Genomic DNA, 16,277 nt, shown 5'->3' on the forward strand with positions numbered 1-16,277 from the left:
ATTGTAGGTTCGTAGTGAGGACTTTAGTCCGCATCCATAGAAGAAGGACTAAAGTCCTGACTACGAACCTTGACAGATTGTAGGTTCGTAGTGAGGACTTTAGTCCGCATCCATAGAAGAAGGACTAAAGTCCTGACTACGAACCTTGACAGATTGTAGGTTCGTAGTGAGGACTTTAGTCCGCATCCATAGAAGAAGGACTAAAGTCCTGACTACGAACCTTGACAGATTGTAGGTTCGTAGTGAGGACTTTAGTCCGCATCCATAGAAGAAGGACTAAAGTCCTGACTACGAACCTTTATAGGTATGACCGATGACTCAAGAGAATTAACTGCCAATTATAGCTGCAATTCGATCGCGCTCCAACTCTTTGCCAATCAGCACCAGTTTGGTTTGACGGAGTTCGGAAGGTTGCCAAGGGCGATCGTAAAAATATTCTATGCGATCGCCCACACCTTGCAATACCATCCGCATCGGTTTCTTGGGAACCGCCACAAACCCCTTAATCCGATAAATTTCTTCCTGCTGCATCAGCGATTGCAGCTTTTTCACCAAGGCTTCTGGTTCAAATTCGCGATCGGCAATAAAGAAAGTCGAGTTAATATCATCATCGTGCTCGTGTTCCTCCTCGGTGTCGTGGTGACTCGGGCGGGACTCCAAATCATCCTCAACCGCGGCATTAAATCCCAACAGCACATCGGGGTTTATTTCGCCAGCCTTGCAGGGAACAATTTTCACACTCGGGCGTAACTCTTGCTGCAACCAGGTTTGGACTTTCTGGTGAGTTTCTCCACTTACGCGATCGACCTTCGTCAACAGTACCATATCGGCACAGGCCAACTGATCTTCAAACAATTCCTCGATCGGCGTTTCGTGATCCAAACTAGAATCAGCCTCTCGCTGCGCCATCAAAGCATCGATATCGCCGACAAAAGTACCGCTAGCAACAGCCTCGCAATCAACAACCGCAACCACACCGTCAACTGTAGCGCCCGTGCGAATTTCCGGCCAGCGAAAAGCTTGAATCAAAGGCTTAGGAAGTGCCAAGCCGGAAGTCTCGATTAAGATACAATCAATTTGGTCTTTGCGCTTCAACAATTCCTGCATAGTCGGCAAGAATTCCTCTTGCACGGTACAGCAAAGACAACCATTAGTTAATTCGACAATATTGCTGGTTACAGTTTCTTCTTCATCGCAAACTTGGCAATCGCGCAGCAGTTCTCCATCAATTCCGATTTCGCCAAATTCGTTAACTAAAACAGCAATGCGGCGGCCTTGATTGTTTTGCAATAAATGGCGAATTAGGGTGGTTTTGCCGCTACCGAGAAAACCAGTGATTACTGTAACAGGAATCTTGTGCATTATTAATTACCAATTGAGTGTTTAGAGTATGACACTTTATAGAAAGACAAGAGTGAAAATAAGTTAGGAGTTAGCATTCAATCAACTCTTAGCAAACCTTTTTATTATATAATAAAATTATTTTGCACCAGGTTTATTGAATAAAGGTACGTAGTTGCGCTTGGGCGCTCTTTGATCTAGAGCGCCCAAGCGCAACTACGTACCTTAGAGTATTGACTCTATTTCCGCCATCTATCAAATTGGTCTTCGGAACAGCCATTAATAAATTGATTGTTCACCCAACCGTCAAGGATTGTAAAAGTTTCATTAGGAGCATTCCCAGAAGTTCTGGCGGCAATTTTCACCCAATTACCTTGTCTGCTAACAGCCCGAACTCCGTCTCCTCTTTTGAGTTTAGCTACAACCGGGTACTTATTGCCGGGGCCTTTGCGAATATTAACCGGGCCGCCTTCACCTGTAATAAACGAGCATTGAGTTTGCTTTTTTAAAGCTTCTACTTTTTCCGGCGAAAGACTTTGCTCTTTACCGAAAACTGGAAAGCTGTAAAGCGAAAAACTAAAACTTGCAAAGGCGGCTGCAATGAAAAAGGCTTTTGATTGACTAAAACTCAACATTTATTTAATCTCCTTGGGTGGGAAGGACTGAAGTCCTTACTACGAACTGTACTGCGAACTGTTATTTTACCAGAAATAATTGGTTGCAAGCTGGAACCCTTTGAGGGAGTAATTAAAATCAGACTATTAATTACTCCAATCCTTTTCCTTCTAGGTAGAGGTTTCTCTCAAACTGTCAACTGTCAACTGTCAACTGTCAACTGTTGGACGAAGCAAACCATTCGGTAATACCTTGGGCAATGGCAGAAGCTAACTTCTTCTGTTCTGTCGGATTCACAATCCATTCAAACTCTTCGGGATTGATCATAAATCCCAATTCCATTAAAACAGATGGAGCAACGGCAGGACGAGTCATCGCTAGATTGTTCCAGAATACACCATAGCTCGGACGGTTCAGTTTTGCAACTAAATAATTGTGCAAAAACATTCCCAAACTGTGGGCTTGTGGCTGAAACCAGAAAGCGCCGACACCTTTAGTATTAATCGCGTCGCCGTTATCCGGCAAAGCATTGTAATGAATTGAAATTGCAATCGCAGGTTCTTCTTTTTGAATCATTTCCACTCTCGGTGGCAAATCCAAATCGACATCTTCCACCCGCGTCATTACCACATTTGCGCCCCGATTTACCAATTCCTCCCGCACCAGTTTCGACACAATTAAAGCCACTGTTTTCTCGCGGTAGCCGGTGGGGCCGACACCCCCTGAATCCTGCGGGCCACCGTGTCCCGGATCGATCAGAATCTTAATTCCTGACAGCGGTTTTGCCTCAGAAATTGGCACCGCGCTTGTATTCGCTGGCGGGTGTTTTAAAGACAGCACTAAAGTAGTGCCTTCGTATCTCAATTTATATCCCCACTGCTGGGCAGATTTGAGATTGAAAGTGTATTGTACTTGCAGCGGCGAGATTTGTTGCCATGCCAAACGCGAAATTACCGGGTCATCGTCGAGGCGAATAATGTCAGTTTGAGCGGTGGTATTGTACAGGGTTAAAGTGAACGTGCGTTCACCTTCTTGTACCGTGACTGGGACTGGTATTTCTAAAGGAAATAAGACCTCTGTCCAGCCGGAAACTTGACGGGATCTGGCGCTGCGAACAATCGATCGCGCAGGCACTGCATCCTTGACAATTCGCACCTCGGATGCTTTAATCCAAGCGCCGTAATCGAGCCGAATCCATTCTCCCTCGCGCCCGATAACTGTTGCCCGCGTTCCCTTGGGTAGCGGTGTCATCCGAGAGAAATCCGTACTCGCCCCGGTTCTAGCAACACCCGGATCTGCTGTGACTTCTGCTACTTCTAAATCGGCTGGAGATAGGATAGAAATCTTGCCAGTACCTGGTTGAGTGATAATTTGCTCGTTCATTGTTAGATAAAATATTGGTACTCCTAAATCATTTTTTTCTACCTTAGCAGAGGGGGAATTAGATTCATTGCCCCCCCTTACTAAGGGGGGGGTGGGGGGGGTAATAGCGCAACCTTGATACTGTTCGCTACTGCCTTTTTTGATGGGGGAGTTTTCGCCTAACAAGACAGATTTGTTGTCGGGGAGTTCGACTTGCGATCGCGCTTTGAGAGGAATATCAACGCCAGCCAATTTTACCGCAACTCGAGCATTCGCCGGAGCGATCGCGCCAAAGCAGATATATTCCCCTGGCAAACTGGCTGCATCGACTTTCGGCGTCAGGGAATCTTTCGCAAAAGCCAAGCCTGCGGGGACTTGTGGCTGATTCGACTCGCGCGTCACCTTGATTTGAACTTGCTGATTTTCGTAACGCAAGCTAAAGACATTTTCGCCGATTTGCAGGGGAAAAGTCGGGGCGAAATGGCCGGCTGCGCTACGCGCAATTTGTTGGCCATTTACCGATACTTGTCCGGTGGGCGGGGCTGTACCGATCAGAAAAATGCGATCGGCGATCGTTTTGTGGTTAGCTGGAGGATAAGCGACGAACAAAGGTTGAGCGGCCACAGCTACAGAAGAGAGGGCAAGTATCATCCCAAACACAACTAACGCTAAAAATTTTCTCATTCTAAATCGCAACTAATTGAGAGTCTGTGGGTTATTTATACTCGAACTTAGGCTGAGAAACCCGGTTGATGAGGGTTAAGTATAATATCATGTCTAGTCGATGACGATCGCAAAAAAGGTTCGTAGTGCGGACTTTAGTCCGCAGCGAAAAAGCGGACTGAAGTCCGCACTACGAACCTTACTTATTTTGGTTAATTGACCGGACATGATATAAGTCCTATTTACTATGCAGGCCCCAGTTTATCAGGTTTGTAGTGCCAATTGGCGATCGCACCTGAGAAACATCAATCAAGAAACTACACAACTACCCTTTCAATTTTCTCATCAGTTAACTCATACAACTTCCATAACTGCCGCAACTTACGATCGCAAATTAAATAATTTACAGAAGAATAAACTGGATATTAAAGGCAAAGTTGGTAAAATCAACTAATCTCAGAAATTCACAGGCAAGATGCCTGTGCCACTGATAGATAAGAAAAAAGATCGAGTTATTCTATATCTTCCTTCTTTTCTTACTCATCCTTCGCGCCCTAGCGCTTACGCGCGGCTTCGCCTAACGCGCCTTCGCGGTTCGTCAAATATGTTTTATTTCAGTAACAACAGATTAAAATAATCAAACCAATCCAAACACAGCCATATATAAAACCGTGAATCGACTTCCGCCCGCAATAATTATCCTAGGTCAAAACAGCCTAGCCATCGCCAAAACAATCTCCACAGTCTTCCCAGGTTCCCAGATTTACGGTTTAGTCGATCGCACATCCGACACAGATATCAACTTTAGCAACTTCGGCGAAACCTTGCGAGAACTATTCGCCACAGAAACCCCAATCATCGCCATCTGCGCCGCCGGAATCATCATCCGCACCCTCGCCCCGCTGCTATCAGACAAACGCGCCGAACCCCCAGTCTTAGCAGTCGCCGAAGACGGAAGCGCCGTAGTACCGCTGCTAGGAGGTTTGCACGGAGTCAACGACTTAGCCAGAGAAATTGCAGCAGCCCTCGGCGTACAACCCGCCATCACCACGACGGGAGATATCCGCTTTCGCACCGCCCTGCTGAGTCCTCCCCAAGGCTATTATTTGGCGAATCCAGAGGATGCGAAGACTTTTATTTCAAATTTGCTCGCCGGGGCGAAAGTACAGCTAGAAGGAGCTGCTAACTGGCTTTCCGAGAGTAATTTGCCGATGGCCCCCGCAGCCCAATTAACCATCCGCGTCACCGAAAAAGCGATTGTACCGACAGCCGACTGTTTAGTTTATCACCCGCAAATTGCAGCATTTGCACTTACAAATCTATCCTATGTTGAGCCGGAAATAGCAATTTCCTACGTGCAGCAAGTCTTAGAAAATGCAGATTTAGCAGCAGCCTCAGTTGCTGGTTTTTTTGCCTTAAAACATGATATGGGAAATCCGGTTTTAGAAGCGATTAGCCAAGTTTTCAAAGTGCCAGTCCGTTTTTTGAATCTTCCCGAACTTGTGGAATTCGACACAGTTAAATTAATACAATATAATTCCAGTTTTGATGTCACCGCTGCCCAAATTAGCCTGACAGCAGCAGGTGCAAACAGTCAATTAATCGCATACGATCGCACAAACGCCTTTAGTTGTGCGATCGCACTTGCTACCGAACCGATCGATCCAAGTGCGATCGGCATCAGCCGCGGCAAACTGGCGATCGTCGGTACGGGCCCCGGAGGCGCAGCTTGGATGTCCCCGGAAGTCAAGGAAATTCTGCGGGAAGCCACGGATTGGGTGGGTTACAAGTTCTATCTCGACTTAGCCGGAACTCTGCGGGAAGGACAAAACAGACACGATTCCGACAACCGCGAAGAGATCGATCGCGCGCGTTTTGCATTAGATTTAGCAGCATCCGGCCAATCCGTCGCCGTCGTTTCGTCGGGAGATCCGGGGATTTTTGCGATGGCGGCGGCGGTGTTTGAGGCGATCGACATTGACGCTAAACCCGAATGGGAAGGCATCGACATTCGGGTAGCACCGGGCATTTCTGCCATGCAGGCGGCCGCTGCTGCGATCGGAGCACCCCTCGGACACGATTTTTGTGCGATTTCGCTTTCCGACATTCTCAAGCCTTGGGAGGTCATAGAACAGCGGATTTCGGCGGCTGCAAAGGCTGATTTAGTTATGGCATTCTACAATCCAATCTCAAAACAGCGGATTTGGCAATTGGGAAGGGCGATCGAGATTTTGTTAGAAACTCGCGATGCTAAAACCCCAGTTGTATTGGGGCGAAACCTCGGGAGGCCCGGAGAATCCGTGCGCGTTTGTACTCTTGGCGAATTCCAGCCGGAAGATGCGGATATGAGAACTTTAGTAATTATCGGTTCCAGCCAAACTCGGATTATTCCTCGGAAGTTTGGAGATATTTGGGTTTACACACCGCGCAGATACAAAAATTGAGTTTAAATGATTTCTCTCTCTTCTCCTTCTCTGCGCCCTCTGCGCCCTCTGCGGTAAAAAAATCTTCTCCATAAAACCCGCCACCAATGAACCCTAAATTACCAGTTGTAGGGTGCGTCGCAGGGTAATAGTTGGTAGTAGCGAGAATTGTCGGTGGCGACGCACCCTACGCTGTCTACCTACTTCAACGAGCAGTTGAAAGCGATCGCATTATTTTTACTCAATCTGTATTGAAAACATCCTGCAAGTTACGATAACCGCTAATAACTCGCAAAATCTCAATACCATCACCAACTATTTGGTAAAAAATTATATATCCCATCAACGGTATACCGCGTAAATTGGGAGCAAATTGTGCGTAGGAACGCCCCAAATATGGATACTCCGCTAGATACTGACATTTTTTACCAAACGTTTCTACAAATCGATCGCCCGCATCTACACTTTGCGCCAAAAAATAATCAGAAATTTCAGATAAATCTCGACTAGCTTCGATTGTAATTAGCAAGCGATTCATACTATTACTTCTCTAGCTTTTTTCACCTTATCTCTAAGTTGAGCTAATACATCATCTGCATTGAGCAACTCACCACGCCCGGCCTGTTCTCGTGCTATATCGATTTTCTTCCGAGTTTCTTCAACCCAAGCTAAATAGTTTGGGTTGTTGCTGCTATCGGATAAATTAAGGTCGTCGATTAATAACAGCAAGGCTGTGTTAATTGCTTCTTCAAGGGAGGAATATTGACCGTGCTTTACTAAAGCTTCAAGGACTTGGGTTTGATCTGAACTCAAGGTGATTTGCATTGTTACCTCTGATGGTGCAAGGCTTGGACAATACTTTTACTTTATCTCATTTTATCAAAAAAGCGATCGGGTGTATCTGGCGCAAGGCAAGGGTGAAGCATTTCGGCATATAATTTATGAACCAGAACCAGAGATTTACTGCCGAAATGCGATACCCCTACGAATATATTTGCATTCATTGATATGCACCCAAGTGGAATTGATGAAAGAATTCGATCGAACGTGCGATCGAACTCAATTTATCAACTCTACCGTCGCAGCAAGAGTCAACGGTTATATCGCCGGCTTTGGCACTTTATCAAATCTTCAAGAGAAATTAGAGATTTTGGTTTATCCGCAGCCTGATTTAGGTATGTAGTTGCGCTTTAGCGCTTTTTCCGATATCCCAAAAAGAGCGCTTTCATCGCAACTACGTACCTTCTGAAACCAGCATAATAATTTGCAAGATGTCTATTACTATGTAATTGTCAACTGTCAACTGTCAACTGTCAACTGCTATAGATGCCATCCTCACTTTAATCAATAGTTCATTAAGAGCAACCTTTGCATCAGAATTTGACGGCAAATGACTTGTACTGCTTGCATCTTCCAATAGTTTAATCAGTCGATCGCACTCTTGTCGATAAAACTCGATATCCGCATCTTCCAGCACCGATTTTTCCGCCCCGCCCAACTTTCTCGCAATCAAATCGGGAATGTACGACAACTGAAATTTATCATTAAGCTTCACCAAATTCGCCTCTACCTCCCCCGTTTGCATTAAATGAATCCCTGTCAGCAACACCCGAAAAACATACAGCAGCGGTTTTACCCGGCGCGGCCGTTCTTTCTCGAACAATTTCCATTGATTTTGAGCAAAACCGAGATAGTGGTGGCTGTGATGCTTCGTAATGCAGTTAGAAGCAATGGCTTTTAATTCCTCATGTTCGGGAGTTGTGTAAACGATTAGTGGCGAGTAAAGTTGTTCCAGTACATAGCCGTTGCGCCGCAACAGCAAATCAAAAAACTTCTTGATATCGTGAGTGACTAAATCCAGTTCCAAATTTTCCCGCACCTCAGAAACTTCGATGGTTTCTTGTCCTGTAATCAATCCGACTACTTCGGGTAACGGCAAAATATGAACTCCCCGCAAATCGAAGTCAGAATCTGCGGAAGGAAAGCCGTATAAGTGCGATCCGCTGACAGTCGCAAACAGCAGCGGATAAGGTCGATCGGAGATGATTTTGGCTAAATTGGAAATATATTCCATAAATTTTACCTTCTCTAAAAATGGTTCGTAGTGCGGACTTCAGTCCGCTCAATTGTTGCGGACTGAAGTCCGCACTACGAACCGATCGCACTTCGGCGTGCTACAATTAAAAATTGATTGGCTTTCTCGTAATTAGGGCGTTCTGGTAAGGAAGTTGATCCAAAAGCGCGATCGAACTCTGCGTGCAAGCTCAACCGCCAGCGATTCACCTCATCCCAGGGAATTTCTTGGTTGCGGATTGATAGCAATTGCGATCGATAATCCTGCACCCGCACCGGCACAAAACCCTCCTTAAGTACCGTAATTCCTGACAACAGCAAGCGAATCAAGTGCATCGCGTGTTTCCAGCGAATTTCCCCAGTATTGCGGAGGTCTTGCTCCATTTTTTTAAATTGCGACAAAACGTAACTATTGTAAGTTTGATAAACCAATTGCGATAGAAAGATTTCGCGAATTTCCAGCAATTCTGCCGCTACCGGAGAAACCGTTTCTACCAAAGGCGTGTACAAACATTCGAGTACATTTGGATTAGCTTTTAGCGCCAAAATCAGAAACTTTTGCAGTTCCCAATAGCATTCCTGATTTTCCTTGTTTTCCAATTGTTCTGGAATGCCATAAAGCGACCAATGAAGAATTGCCTGCGGCTGATAAATTCCGCGTCTATCTGTATCAGATTGCTCGTTATCCAAACCGTAAGCTCTAGAACCAACAATGCAGCGGTAAATTACAGAATCATAGAGGTTATATTCTGCGAGAAAATCTCCTCCAGAATCCAATCCTTCGCTTTGAAACTGTTTGCGAATGCTGAATTCGTGTCGCCGCAGACTAACTTCTGTTCCGTCTGGGAGTTTGACTAAATATGCGTGGGAATTGTCCGTAGGCGATTTGACAATCACACCTACTGCGCCTTGTTTCCAAGATTGGTCGCCGCCGGGGTTTTTGACCTCAATTTTGGTGACAATTTGGGTTCCGGCGGGGACGATTAGGTTGAAATTTTGGGGAATATTGGCATTGGCCATCAGGGAACCTCCGGCGGGGGCACGAGTTACAATTTTAGTGTAGCATAGATGTAGTATAAAGGAAAGGGGGTTTTGGGCGATCGCGCCTTCCTGTTGTCCAGCACGCTCAATAACTCTTCAATTTACCTCCAGATACTACATTAGATTTGCGATTCAGCAGCTCTAGATTAAGACAATTTAAGACACTGGATTTGATCGGACGCTTTTCATCCCAAAATACAATCGACGAATAAAAGTTAATAGCAGCCGATGAATTCAGAATCTCAAAAGTTTGACGTGCAACTCCCTCGTCGTCAAAACCGAGAAAGTAAACAGTGTCATCAAAAACCACAGGTTTATTAGCTATTTCATTAATTAACCTGAACTCCAATTTTTTATAAAGCCCGCCAATCGCAATCTTCCAAGGTTTGAAAGTATAATCACCTACTCCAAAAATAGCAAATCGAGGACTGTTTTGATAAATTTTGCTTTTTCTATTATCTAGATATTGCCCGCTTTGCTCCAGATATCTCCAGGTTTTAGGAGCTATATCTTTGATATTTTTCGTTGATTCCCCGATTGTTTTTTGAGTAATCAGCATATAGCGATCGGTAGCATTAATTCGATTTTGAGCAACACCAGATCCTTTGATCATTGGAAACAGATAAGTTTCCTCAATATCGGCAACTTCTCCCAACGTATTTACAAAATAATTATCAATTTTCCGAAATTCCATTACACTAGAACAGTCGTGCTTTACACCCGATCGCCATTTTGTCCCTGAATCCACCGCATATAGATCTCTCAATTTACTGAAAGCATCTATATCCTTAACCAGCAGATTGTTGTGATATCCAATTCGGTGACAGTTTGAACTTTCCAAACTGCTAAATACATCACAGAAGTAGTTTCGTGAATGAGCATCAAATTTGCAGAATAACAAACAAGCATCAACATTTGCATCAAAATATTTTTTAGCATCTATTGTGTAAGTTGCACAGTGAGCGAGATGCAGTTTTTGAGAATGAAGGTAATTCAATAACTTTCTGGCTGTCGAAGTCTTGCAAAGCATCGCCAAATCGGCATCGCGTTTTTGCAGCCATTGCACCGCCTGAATCAGCATCCATTCTGAGATATCGAAGTTACTCTTACCTGTGAGAGCATCTAAGCCTTTGTGATTTTGAAAGTTGTTTTTTTTAGGTAAATTTTCGCTGTGAATAGTTCCTTGTTTCGAGTTTGTCACCCAAGGAAAGTTGCCAAGTATGAGCAGTCTATCGGTGCAGTGGCTAACTAAGGATTCCCAATCGAATTGAAAGAAATCTCCGTGGAAAATATCACATCTCTCATCCTGAAATAATTGGTTATTAAGTCTAATTTCTGTTAAGTAATTTTGATTTATGTCAACTCCGATAATCTTGGCTGCGGATGGAAATGAACGTGCAGCAGCTTGAATAAAATTACCGACACCGCAGGTGGGTTCAATTATGGTGTTTGGATTGACATTAAGTTCTACTAATTTTCGACACACCATCTCGGCTAATGCCGGCGGTGTCTGAAAATCGCCGTATTCTAGTTTTGTTTTGCGATCGTTGGAACTCATCGGTTAGATTTATAAACTGCGATAACGCCTTCCTGTTGTCCAGCGCGCTCAATGACTCTTCCATACTGAAGTCGCCATTGCAACGCATTAGAAATAGTCAAAAACCCTTGCAATGGTGGGTTTCTCAGTATTTCGTCTGCAATGTTACCTGCTTCAATTTCGTCAACAGGTAGATTTTTGTCAAACATGAAAGCCAGCAAATCATCTTTATTGCCTTCGTTGTCTAAAATATTGCGAATTCCACGAGTCATTTGAAAATCTGCTGTTCTTTCAGCACTCACGTAAATTGTATGCAAAATATTCAGCGTTGCAGTTCGGAGCGTACTGTTGTCTGTCTTTTCATAAACAAATATAATCAGTGAATATCCCAGCCCAAAAATCTTTTGCCTTGCAGATTTGAAAGGACATGACGACTGCGGTTGCCTAACGCTTGTTACTTTCACGTCAACCAATATCCCTGGGAAATCGATGCCACTTGCTGAATTGCCATCTATAAATTCATATTGCTGCTTGAGATAGAGTCTGAACTTTTGCTCCAAATATGTTCCAACAGCCTTTCCGTCTGTGATGCCATAAAGCAAAGGTTCCGGGTGTTGAGACTCGGCGGCTGAGAATATTGCGGCCTCAGAACAAAGAATTTCTACGGTCAGACTTGTCATATAGCGAGCCTTGCAGAATTTGTGAACATATACTTTCAATGAACGTTGGTAAGTTAGGGTGCGGTTCGATCTCTATTTATCAGTGTCCTAAGTTATCAATACTTCGGACAGTTTTTCAACGACTCTGTAAGCGTTACAGCGTAAGCCCTGGCATTTTTAATGTTTTTTTGAAAGTCAGGGCTAGACTCAAACATTGAAAAAATACTCATCCCTATAGCCATCAAGGGTTTGAGATACTCGATTAGATCTAAAAATGTCCGAAGTATTGAAGTTATATCATGTTTAGTATAACTCCCAAGTTCCCGAATTTATGCAGAATCAGGTTTTTTATCAGCCGCCCCAGGTTACAATTGAGAGGTTGGTGAAGTTAGAGTATATTATCGGAATAAAAGTGCGGGAGTTGATTAGTTTTATCGATCGATGAAAAATGAAAGTTAGAGAAGTTATTAAAATGTTAGAAGATGATGGTTGGTATCTAGCTAGAACAAGGGGCAGTCACCGTCAATTCAAACACCCAGAAAAGGCTGGAACTGTAACTGTGTCAGGTAATTTAGGCGTTGATATGCCAATTGGTACGCTTAAAAGTGTTTTGCGGCAATCTCAACTAGGGGAGGAAGATTAATGCGTTATGCTGTTGTAATTGAAAAAGGTGAAACTAGCTACGGTGCGTATGTTCCTGATTTACCCGGATGTGTAGCTGTGGCTGAAAGTTTAGAAGAGGTGAGAAATTTAATTAAAGAGGCGATCGCATTTCATATTGAAGGACTGCAAGAGGATGCTTTTCCGATTCCCGAACCTGTTTCTATTTGCGAATATGTTGAAGCTTAAGAATCTGACGGTGGTTGAAACCGCGCAAGAGTCAAACTAAGTCCGCCTGCATGAACTCAGAAATAAGACCGATAGGATAAAGTTTTTTATGGGCAATACAGGATTTGAACCTGTGACCCCTTCCGTGTGAAGGAAGTGCGCTACCACTGTGCTAATTGCCCGCAGATAGACATCATAACATACTGACTCCCCATTAGCAACTAAAATTTCCCAAAAAATTCAGCCGCTAGTTTCGGAGTGAAAATTCGACACAATGTGCGATCGCCCAATTGTCGATCGCACCTCACCATCAATCAACCACCCACCAACCCGCCGCAGGGCCAACAAACCGCACCACAATCCACCAAGCCACCAACAGACTAATCCCTGCCCAGCTTCCGCGAGATGTCCACTTCAGAAAATCTTCGCTTTGAGTTTTCGTAATTGGTAGCCAGGGATAGATACGCTCTTCTTTACCGTATCCATCGCCGATCGACTCTTTACGACGCTTAGATTCGCCCATAATCTTTGTCTGCTAAATTAGATTTCAATTCGATAACAACCAAATTATACGCCAACAGGTCATCTCAAGCCTGCGTCAACCAAGTCGTATCCAAATAATCAATCCTCGCAAACGGACTCAGCGCCGCTAAAATTTGCTGTCCGTAACTGCGGTGAATCACCCTGCTGTCAAAAATCGCTACCACCCCCTGACGCTCGCGCACAGGTGCGATCGCCCGCTGCAACTCATTCAACGCCGCCGGCAACAAATACAACCGAAACCAATCCCTCCGCTGCTCCTTATAAAAAGCCACACGCGCCGTCACCAAAGGATTTTCTAAAGAAGGTAGCGGCAAAGTCGCGATCGCCAGCAAGTGAGGTGCACTCAACTCCCCCTGATGTTGCCGCCAAAACTCCCACCCAGTCACCAAAATCGCATTCTCGCCCACCTCGGTTTTTTCCACCTGCACCCGAGAACCGAACTCAGAAGCCAAAATCGCCGCCATCCGAGCCTTCAGCGGTACATCCCCCACAATCAGCACCGTTAAACCCGCCACCGACGCACTCATCAACAACAAAGTCCGAATTTCTTCCATTAAAACACCCTGAAATTCCGGCGTATTCGGCAGCGGCAGCCAGTTCGGAATGTACAGTTGAATTAACTCGTTTTGTCGATCGGGCGAAAACTTCACACTCGTCAACTCAGGCAATCCCATCATTTGCCGGAAGATCGGAGCCTTCTGTTCCACATCCACCGCCCCACCAATCAACACCACAGGCACAGCAGACCAAATTTTGCTTAAAACATCAGCCACCTGCACCGGCGCGCAGAATAGCGAAAATGACCCAGCAGAGCGATGAATTTGCGCCCACCGCAGTCTGCCGTTGGTGTTCCACCGCTGCCAAAAATTGCTCCAAGCAGGCGGAATCCCAGGGTTTTGCTCGATCGTTTCAAACAGCCCTTGCAAAATATTTTGCTCTGCGGTTTCTAGCAAATAGCACTCGTCTGGTTTAGCTGGATGCTGAAACACAGCCCGCGTTAGCAACACTCGCGCTTGTCGGATCTCATCCGCCAGCATTGGCTCAGATTCCATTAAATCATTCCAATGGGCCGGTGCCAAACCCACCGTCAATTGCTGCCGCGTCCAAACTTCCAAATCATCCACACCGTCGATAATTGTCGGAATATTGCTGTGAAGTTCCGAATTTCCCGTCAAGCGCGCCGCCAGCCAAGACTGCGGATCTGCTAGCATCAACCCCCGTCCAGCGGCATTATGGGAATAAATCTCGATCCTCTTCGAGGGCTTCGCTAACGGCCTTTCAGTTTGCAGCCACTCTTGCAATCGCGGAATTTCCACCTCCTGCAAATGTTCCAGCAGCGGTGTCGGCGCCACTAAAATCACCGGATCCGGCCACATCAAAATTGGCATCAAATAGCTGACTCGATATCGCTGTCGGTAAGCCGATGCCGGCAGCCCAGTTTGGATCAGAGCGCTCCGCCCCAAGCGCAAAGCCCGCGCCACCAGTCGCGCCATCGTTAAATGGTGGGGCCAGTGCGGCTCGGAGTGCGATCGCAAAAAGCGGAGCAGCGAATTATGGACTTCTACCTCAATCAATCGATTTCACTGTTGATATTTATCAATCAAGATAATCAAAACTTGCCAGAAAATCAACTACTTTTTGACCCACAGCCAAACTAAATTTACTCTCCTGATTATTTCCACTTCGCCGACCAAAATCCTGATGAGACTGCACTGTAAAACTCTCCTGCCCCGAACTAATTAAAATAGTTTGGGTAGGTGACTGAAAAAAGTTTGTTTCCTGAGAGACATTTATTGTTGTTTCCAGCATTCTTTTCACATCAGTTAAATTAGCCATTGCTGCATTCAATGCTTTAGATAACTGTATTATCCGTTTTTTTTCTAAATTTTGATTTGCGATAGTTTTGCCAACCGCCACCACATTTTTCTGAGTTTCTAAGGCATCCTTAAAAGGAACAATCGCTAAAAAAGCTGCTGGCAATAAATGCTCGTCGCTATCAAATCTAAAAGTCAGAGTTGTCCGGCGATAGCCCACTTCTATATTGGGAGGACGGCTCATGGCTCCGTAATGCTTAGCTATTTCGCTATAGGTTGTTGCTAAAGTTCTGTTGGCTGAGTGGTCTAAAAGTGCGTCAACCACAATTCGCACCAACCCCGGCGTATGATTTAAAAACTTTCTCGCTTCAGACGACGAATTAAATTGTTGCACCAAACTGCGATCGCCTGCGGGGCTGATGTCAACCCACTGGCAATTAATATCATCTGCAACGATACCAAATCTGGGTACCAAATACATTTTTGCCCCAGTTAAAGTTGCCCCGGTCAAATCTGCGCCCACCCAATCTGCATTAATCAAATTGGTTTCTGTCAAATCGGCGTGAACCAAACTCGCATTGGCTAAATTAGCATTTCTTAAATCTGCTCCGCTGAGGTTAGCTCCACTCAATTTAGTATCGCTCAGATCGGCACCAGTGAGGTTAGCTCCGCTTAAATCCGCCCATTTGAGATTAGCTCCGCTCAAATCAGCACCGCTGAGATTCACCTCCTGCAAAGAAGCTTGTCTCAGATCGGCATTGCTCAAATTGACGCCGTTAAGTTCTGCTTTCATCAAATCGGCGCCGTGCAAATTAGCGTCTTTAAAGCTAGCTTCTTTTGCTGAAGAACCTCTAAGATTTGCACCGGAAAGATTCGCACCAGACAGATTCGCTTGTGTCAGTTTTACCTCTCTTAAGTCTGCTTCAGTCATGTTAGCGTTACTGAAGTTAGTCTTGCTAAGTTCGCAGCGGACTAATTCTCCTCTAATCAGAGATGCTCCAATTAATTGAGCTCCAGTTAAATCGGCTCTGACTAAGTTTGCTACGTTGAGACTAGCTCCGTTTAAGATTGCCCGCGAGAGATTGGTGCTGCTGAGTCTAGCCACATTCAGGTTAGCTTCGCTCAAGTCAGCTTCGCTCAAGTTAGCGCCGCTGATGTTGGTGACAAATAAGCTAGCCTGCCTTAAAATTGATTGGCTGAGGTTGATGCGGCTGAGATTAGCTTCATTCAGGTTGATTCCTGTGAAATCTCTGTCACCTTCTGTGTATCTTTTGACGAGTTCAAATCGTTTGAGAAGTTCTTCTGCTTCCATTGTTTTTACCTAGCTGAAAGGGCGATGGACTAATTTTTATGTGGCATTAATATAAAAATTATAAAT

At 45.0% G+C, this 16,277-nt stretch carries 17 protein-coding genes and 1 tRNA gene; 5 read left to right on the forward strand and 13 right to left on the reverse strand.

Annotated elements, in window-relative coordinates:
• Positions 1 to 327: 327 nt before the first annotated feature.
• From cobW to QZ938_RS23495, 3 genes are all read right to left on the reverse strand, one after another.
• Complete coding sequence (gene cobW, locus QZ938_RS23485) at positions 328 to 1,362, reverse strand: cobalamin biosynthesis protein CobW (protein WP_293353558.1); 1,035 nt, start codon at positions 1,360 to 1,362, stop codon at positions 328 to 330.
• Between the two features lie 218 nt (positions 1,363 to 1,580).
• A complete protein-coding gene (locus tag QZ938_RS23490; RefSeq protein WP_293151468.1) occupies positions 1,581 to 1,976 on the reverse strand; it encodes an SH3 domain-containing protein in 396 nt (131 codons plus the stop codon).
• 196 nt (positions 1,977 to 2,172) lie between these two features.
• Positions 2,173 to 4,002: an N-acetylmuramoyl-L-alanine amidase gene (locus tag QZ938_RS23495; RefSeq protein ID WP_293353560.1), complete on the reverse strand. Its 1,830-nt coding sequence runs from the start codon at positions 4,000 to 4,002 to the stop codon at positions 2,173 to 2,175.
• A 226-nt stretch (positions 4,003 to 4,228) separates the two neighbouring features.
• On the opposite strand from QZ938_RS23495, the gene QZ938_RS23500 reads away from it, so the two are divergent.
• Positions 4,229 to 4,435, forward strand: a complete 207-nt coding sequence (locus QZ938_RS23500; protein WP_293353562.1) for a hypothetical protein — start codon at positions 4,229 to 4,231, stop codon at positions 4,433 to 4,435.
• A gap of 217 nt (positions 4,436 to 4,652) precedes the next feature.
• A complete protein-coding gene (cobJ, locus tag QZ938_RS23505) occupies positions 4,653 to 6,425 on the forward strand; it encodes a precorrin-3B C(17)-methyltransferase (RefSeq protein ID WP_293353564.1) in 1,773 nt (590 codons plus the stop codon).
• Between the two features lie 220 nt (positions 6,426 to 6,645).
• On the opposite strand, the gene QZ938_RS23510 is transcribed toward cobJ, so the two are convergent.
• Both QZ938_RS23510 and QZ938_RS23515 read right to left on the reverse strand, forming a co-directional pair.
• Positions 6,646 to 6,942 carry a type II toxin-antitoxin system RelE/ParE family toxin gene (locus tag QZ938_RS23510; protein WP_293353566.1) on the reverse strand — a complete coding sequence of 99 codons (297 nt, stop codon included), beginning with the start codon at positions 6,940 to 6,942 and terminating at the stop codon, positions 6,646 to 6,648.
• Entirely contained in the window at positions 6,939 to 7,229 is a 291-nt protein-coding gene (locus tag QZ938_RS23515; RefSeq protein ID WP_293151480.1) for a hypothetical protein, read from the reverse strand. The genes QZ938_RS23510 and QZ938_RS23515 overlap by 4 nt, the downstream gene beginning before the upstream one ends.
• Here QZ938_RS23515 and QZ938_RS23520 point away from each other — a divergent pair.
• Positions 7,219 to 7,587: a hypothetical protein gene (locus QZ938_RS23520; RefSeq protein ID WP_293353568.1), complete on the forward strand. Its 369-nt coding sequence runs from the start codon at positions 7,219 to 7,221 to the stop codon at positions 7,585 to 7,587. The two genes, QZ938_RS23515 and QZ938_RS23520, sit on opposite strands and share 11 nt — an antisense overlap.
• Before the next feature lie 123 nt (positions 7,588 to 7,710).
• Here QZ938_RS23520 and QZ938_RS23525 read toward each other — a convergent pair whose 3' ends face one another.
• The 4 genes from QZ938_RS23525 to QZ938_RS23540 form a co-directional block, all read right to left on the reverse strand.
• Positions 7,711 to 8,478, reverse strand: a complete 768-nt coding sequence (locus QZ938_RS23525; RefSeq protein WP_293353570.1) for a nucleotidyltransferase domain-containing protein — start codon at positions 8,476 to 8,478, stop codon at positions 7,711 to 7,713.
• 74 nt (positions 8,479 to 8,552) lie between these two features.
• Entirely contained in the window at positions 8,553 to 9,497 is a 945-nt protein-coding gene (locus tag QZ938_RS23530; RefSeq protein WP_293353572.1) for a nucleotidyltransferase domain-containing protein, read from the reverse strand.
• Positions 9,498 to 9,603: 106 nt separating this feature from the next.
• Positions 9,604 to 11,076 carry a class I SAM-dependent methyltransferase gene (locus tag QZ938_RS23535; protein WP_293353574.1) on the reverse strand — a complete coding sequence of 491 codons (1,473 nt, stop codon included), beginning with the start codon at positions 11,074 to 11,076 and terminating at the stop codon, positions 9,604 to 9,606.
• Positions 11,073 to 11,735, reverse strand: coding sequence for a restriction endonuclease (locus tag QZ938_RS23540; RefSeq protein WP_293353576.1), 663 nt, complete (start codon positions 11,733 to 11,735; stop codon positions 11,073 to 11,075). Before QZ938_RS23540 ends, QZ938_RS23535 begins: the two co-directional genes overlap by 4 nt.
• A gap of 427 nt (positions 11,736 to 12,162) precedes the next feature.
• On the opposite strand from QZ938_RS23540, the gene QZ938_RS23545 reads away from it, so the two are divergent.
• The gene (locus QZ938_RS23545) at positions 12,163 to 12,357 is read left to right on the forward strand and encodes a type II toxin-antitoxin system HicA family toxin (RefSeq protein WP_293151501.1); all 195 of its coding nucleotides are present in this window, start codon (positions 12,163 to 12,165) and stop codon (positions 12,355 to 12,357) included.
• Entirely contained in the window at positions 12,357 to 12,563 is a 207-nt protein-coding gene (locus QZ938_RS23550; protein WP_236506884.1) for a type II toxin-antitoxin system HicB family antitoxin, read from the forward strand. Before QZ938_RS23545 ends, QZ938_RS23550 begins: the two co-directional genes overlap by 1 nt.
• Positions 12,564 to 12,652: 89 nt before the next feature.
• Here QZ938_RS23550 and QZ938_RS23555 read toward each other — a convergent pair.
• The 4 genes from QZ938_RS23555 to QZ938_RS23570 form a co-directional block, all read right to left on the reverse strand.
• A tRNA-Val gene (locus QZ938_RS23555) sits at positions 12,653 to 12,724 on the reverse strand.
• Between the two features lie 128 nt (positions 12,725 to 12,852).
• A complete protein-coding gene (locus QZ938_RS23560; RefSeq protein WP_293198299.1) occupies positions 12,853 to 13,065 on the reverse strand; it encodes a DUF2839 domain-containing protein in 213 nt (70 codons plus the stop codon).
• A 64-nt stretch (positions 13,066 to 13,129) separates the two neighbouring features.
• Complete coding sequence (locus tag QZ938_RS23565) at positions 13,130 to 14,659, reverse strand: helicase C-terminal domain-containing protein (RefSeq protein ID WP_293151511.1); 1,530 nt, start codon at positions 14,657 to 14,659, stop codon at positions 13,130 to 13,132.
• A gap of 22 nt (positions 14,660 to 14,681) precedes the next feature.
• Complete coding sequence (locus QZ938_RS23570) at positions 14,682 to 16,211, reverse strand: pentapeptide repeat-containing protein (protein WP_293353578.1); 1,530 nt, start codon at positions 16,209 to 16,211, stop codon at positions 14,682 to 14,684.
• Between the last annotated feature and the right edge of the window lie 66 nt (positions 16,212 to 16,277).

Origin of the sequence: Microcoleus sp. CAWBG27, assembly GCF_020883145.1 — a bacterium.
In the GTDB taxonomy this organism is placed as follows: domain Bacteria; phylum Cyanobacteriota; class Cyanobacteriia; order Cyanobacteriales; family Microcoleaceae; genus Microcoleus.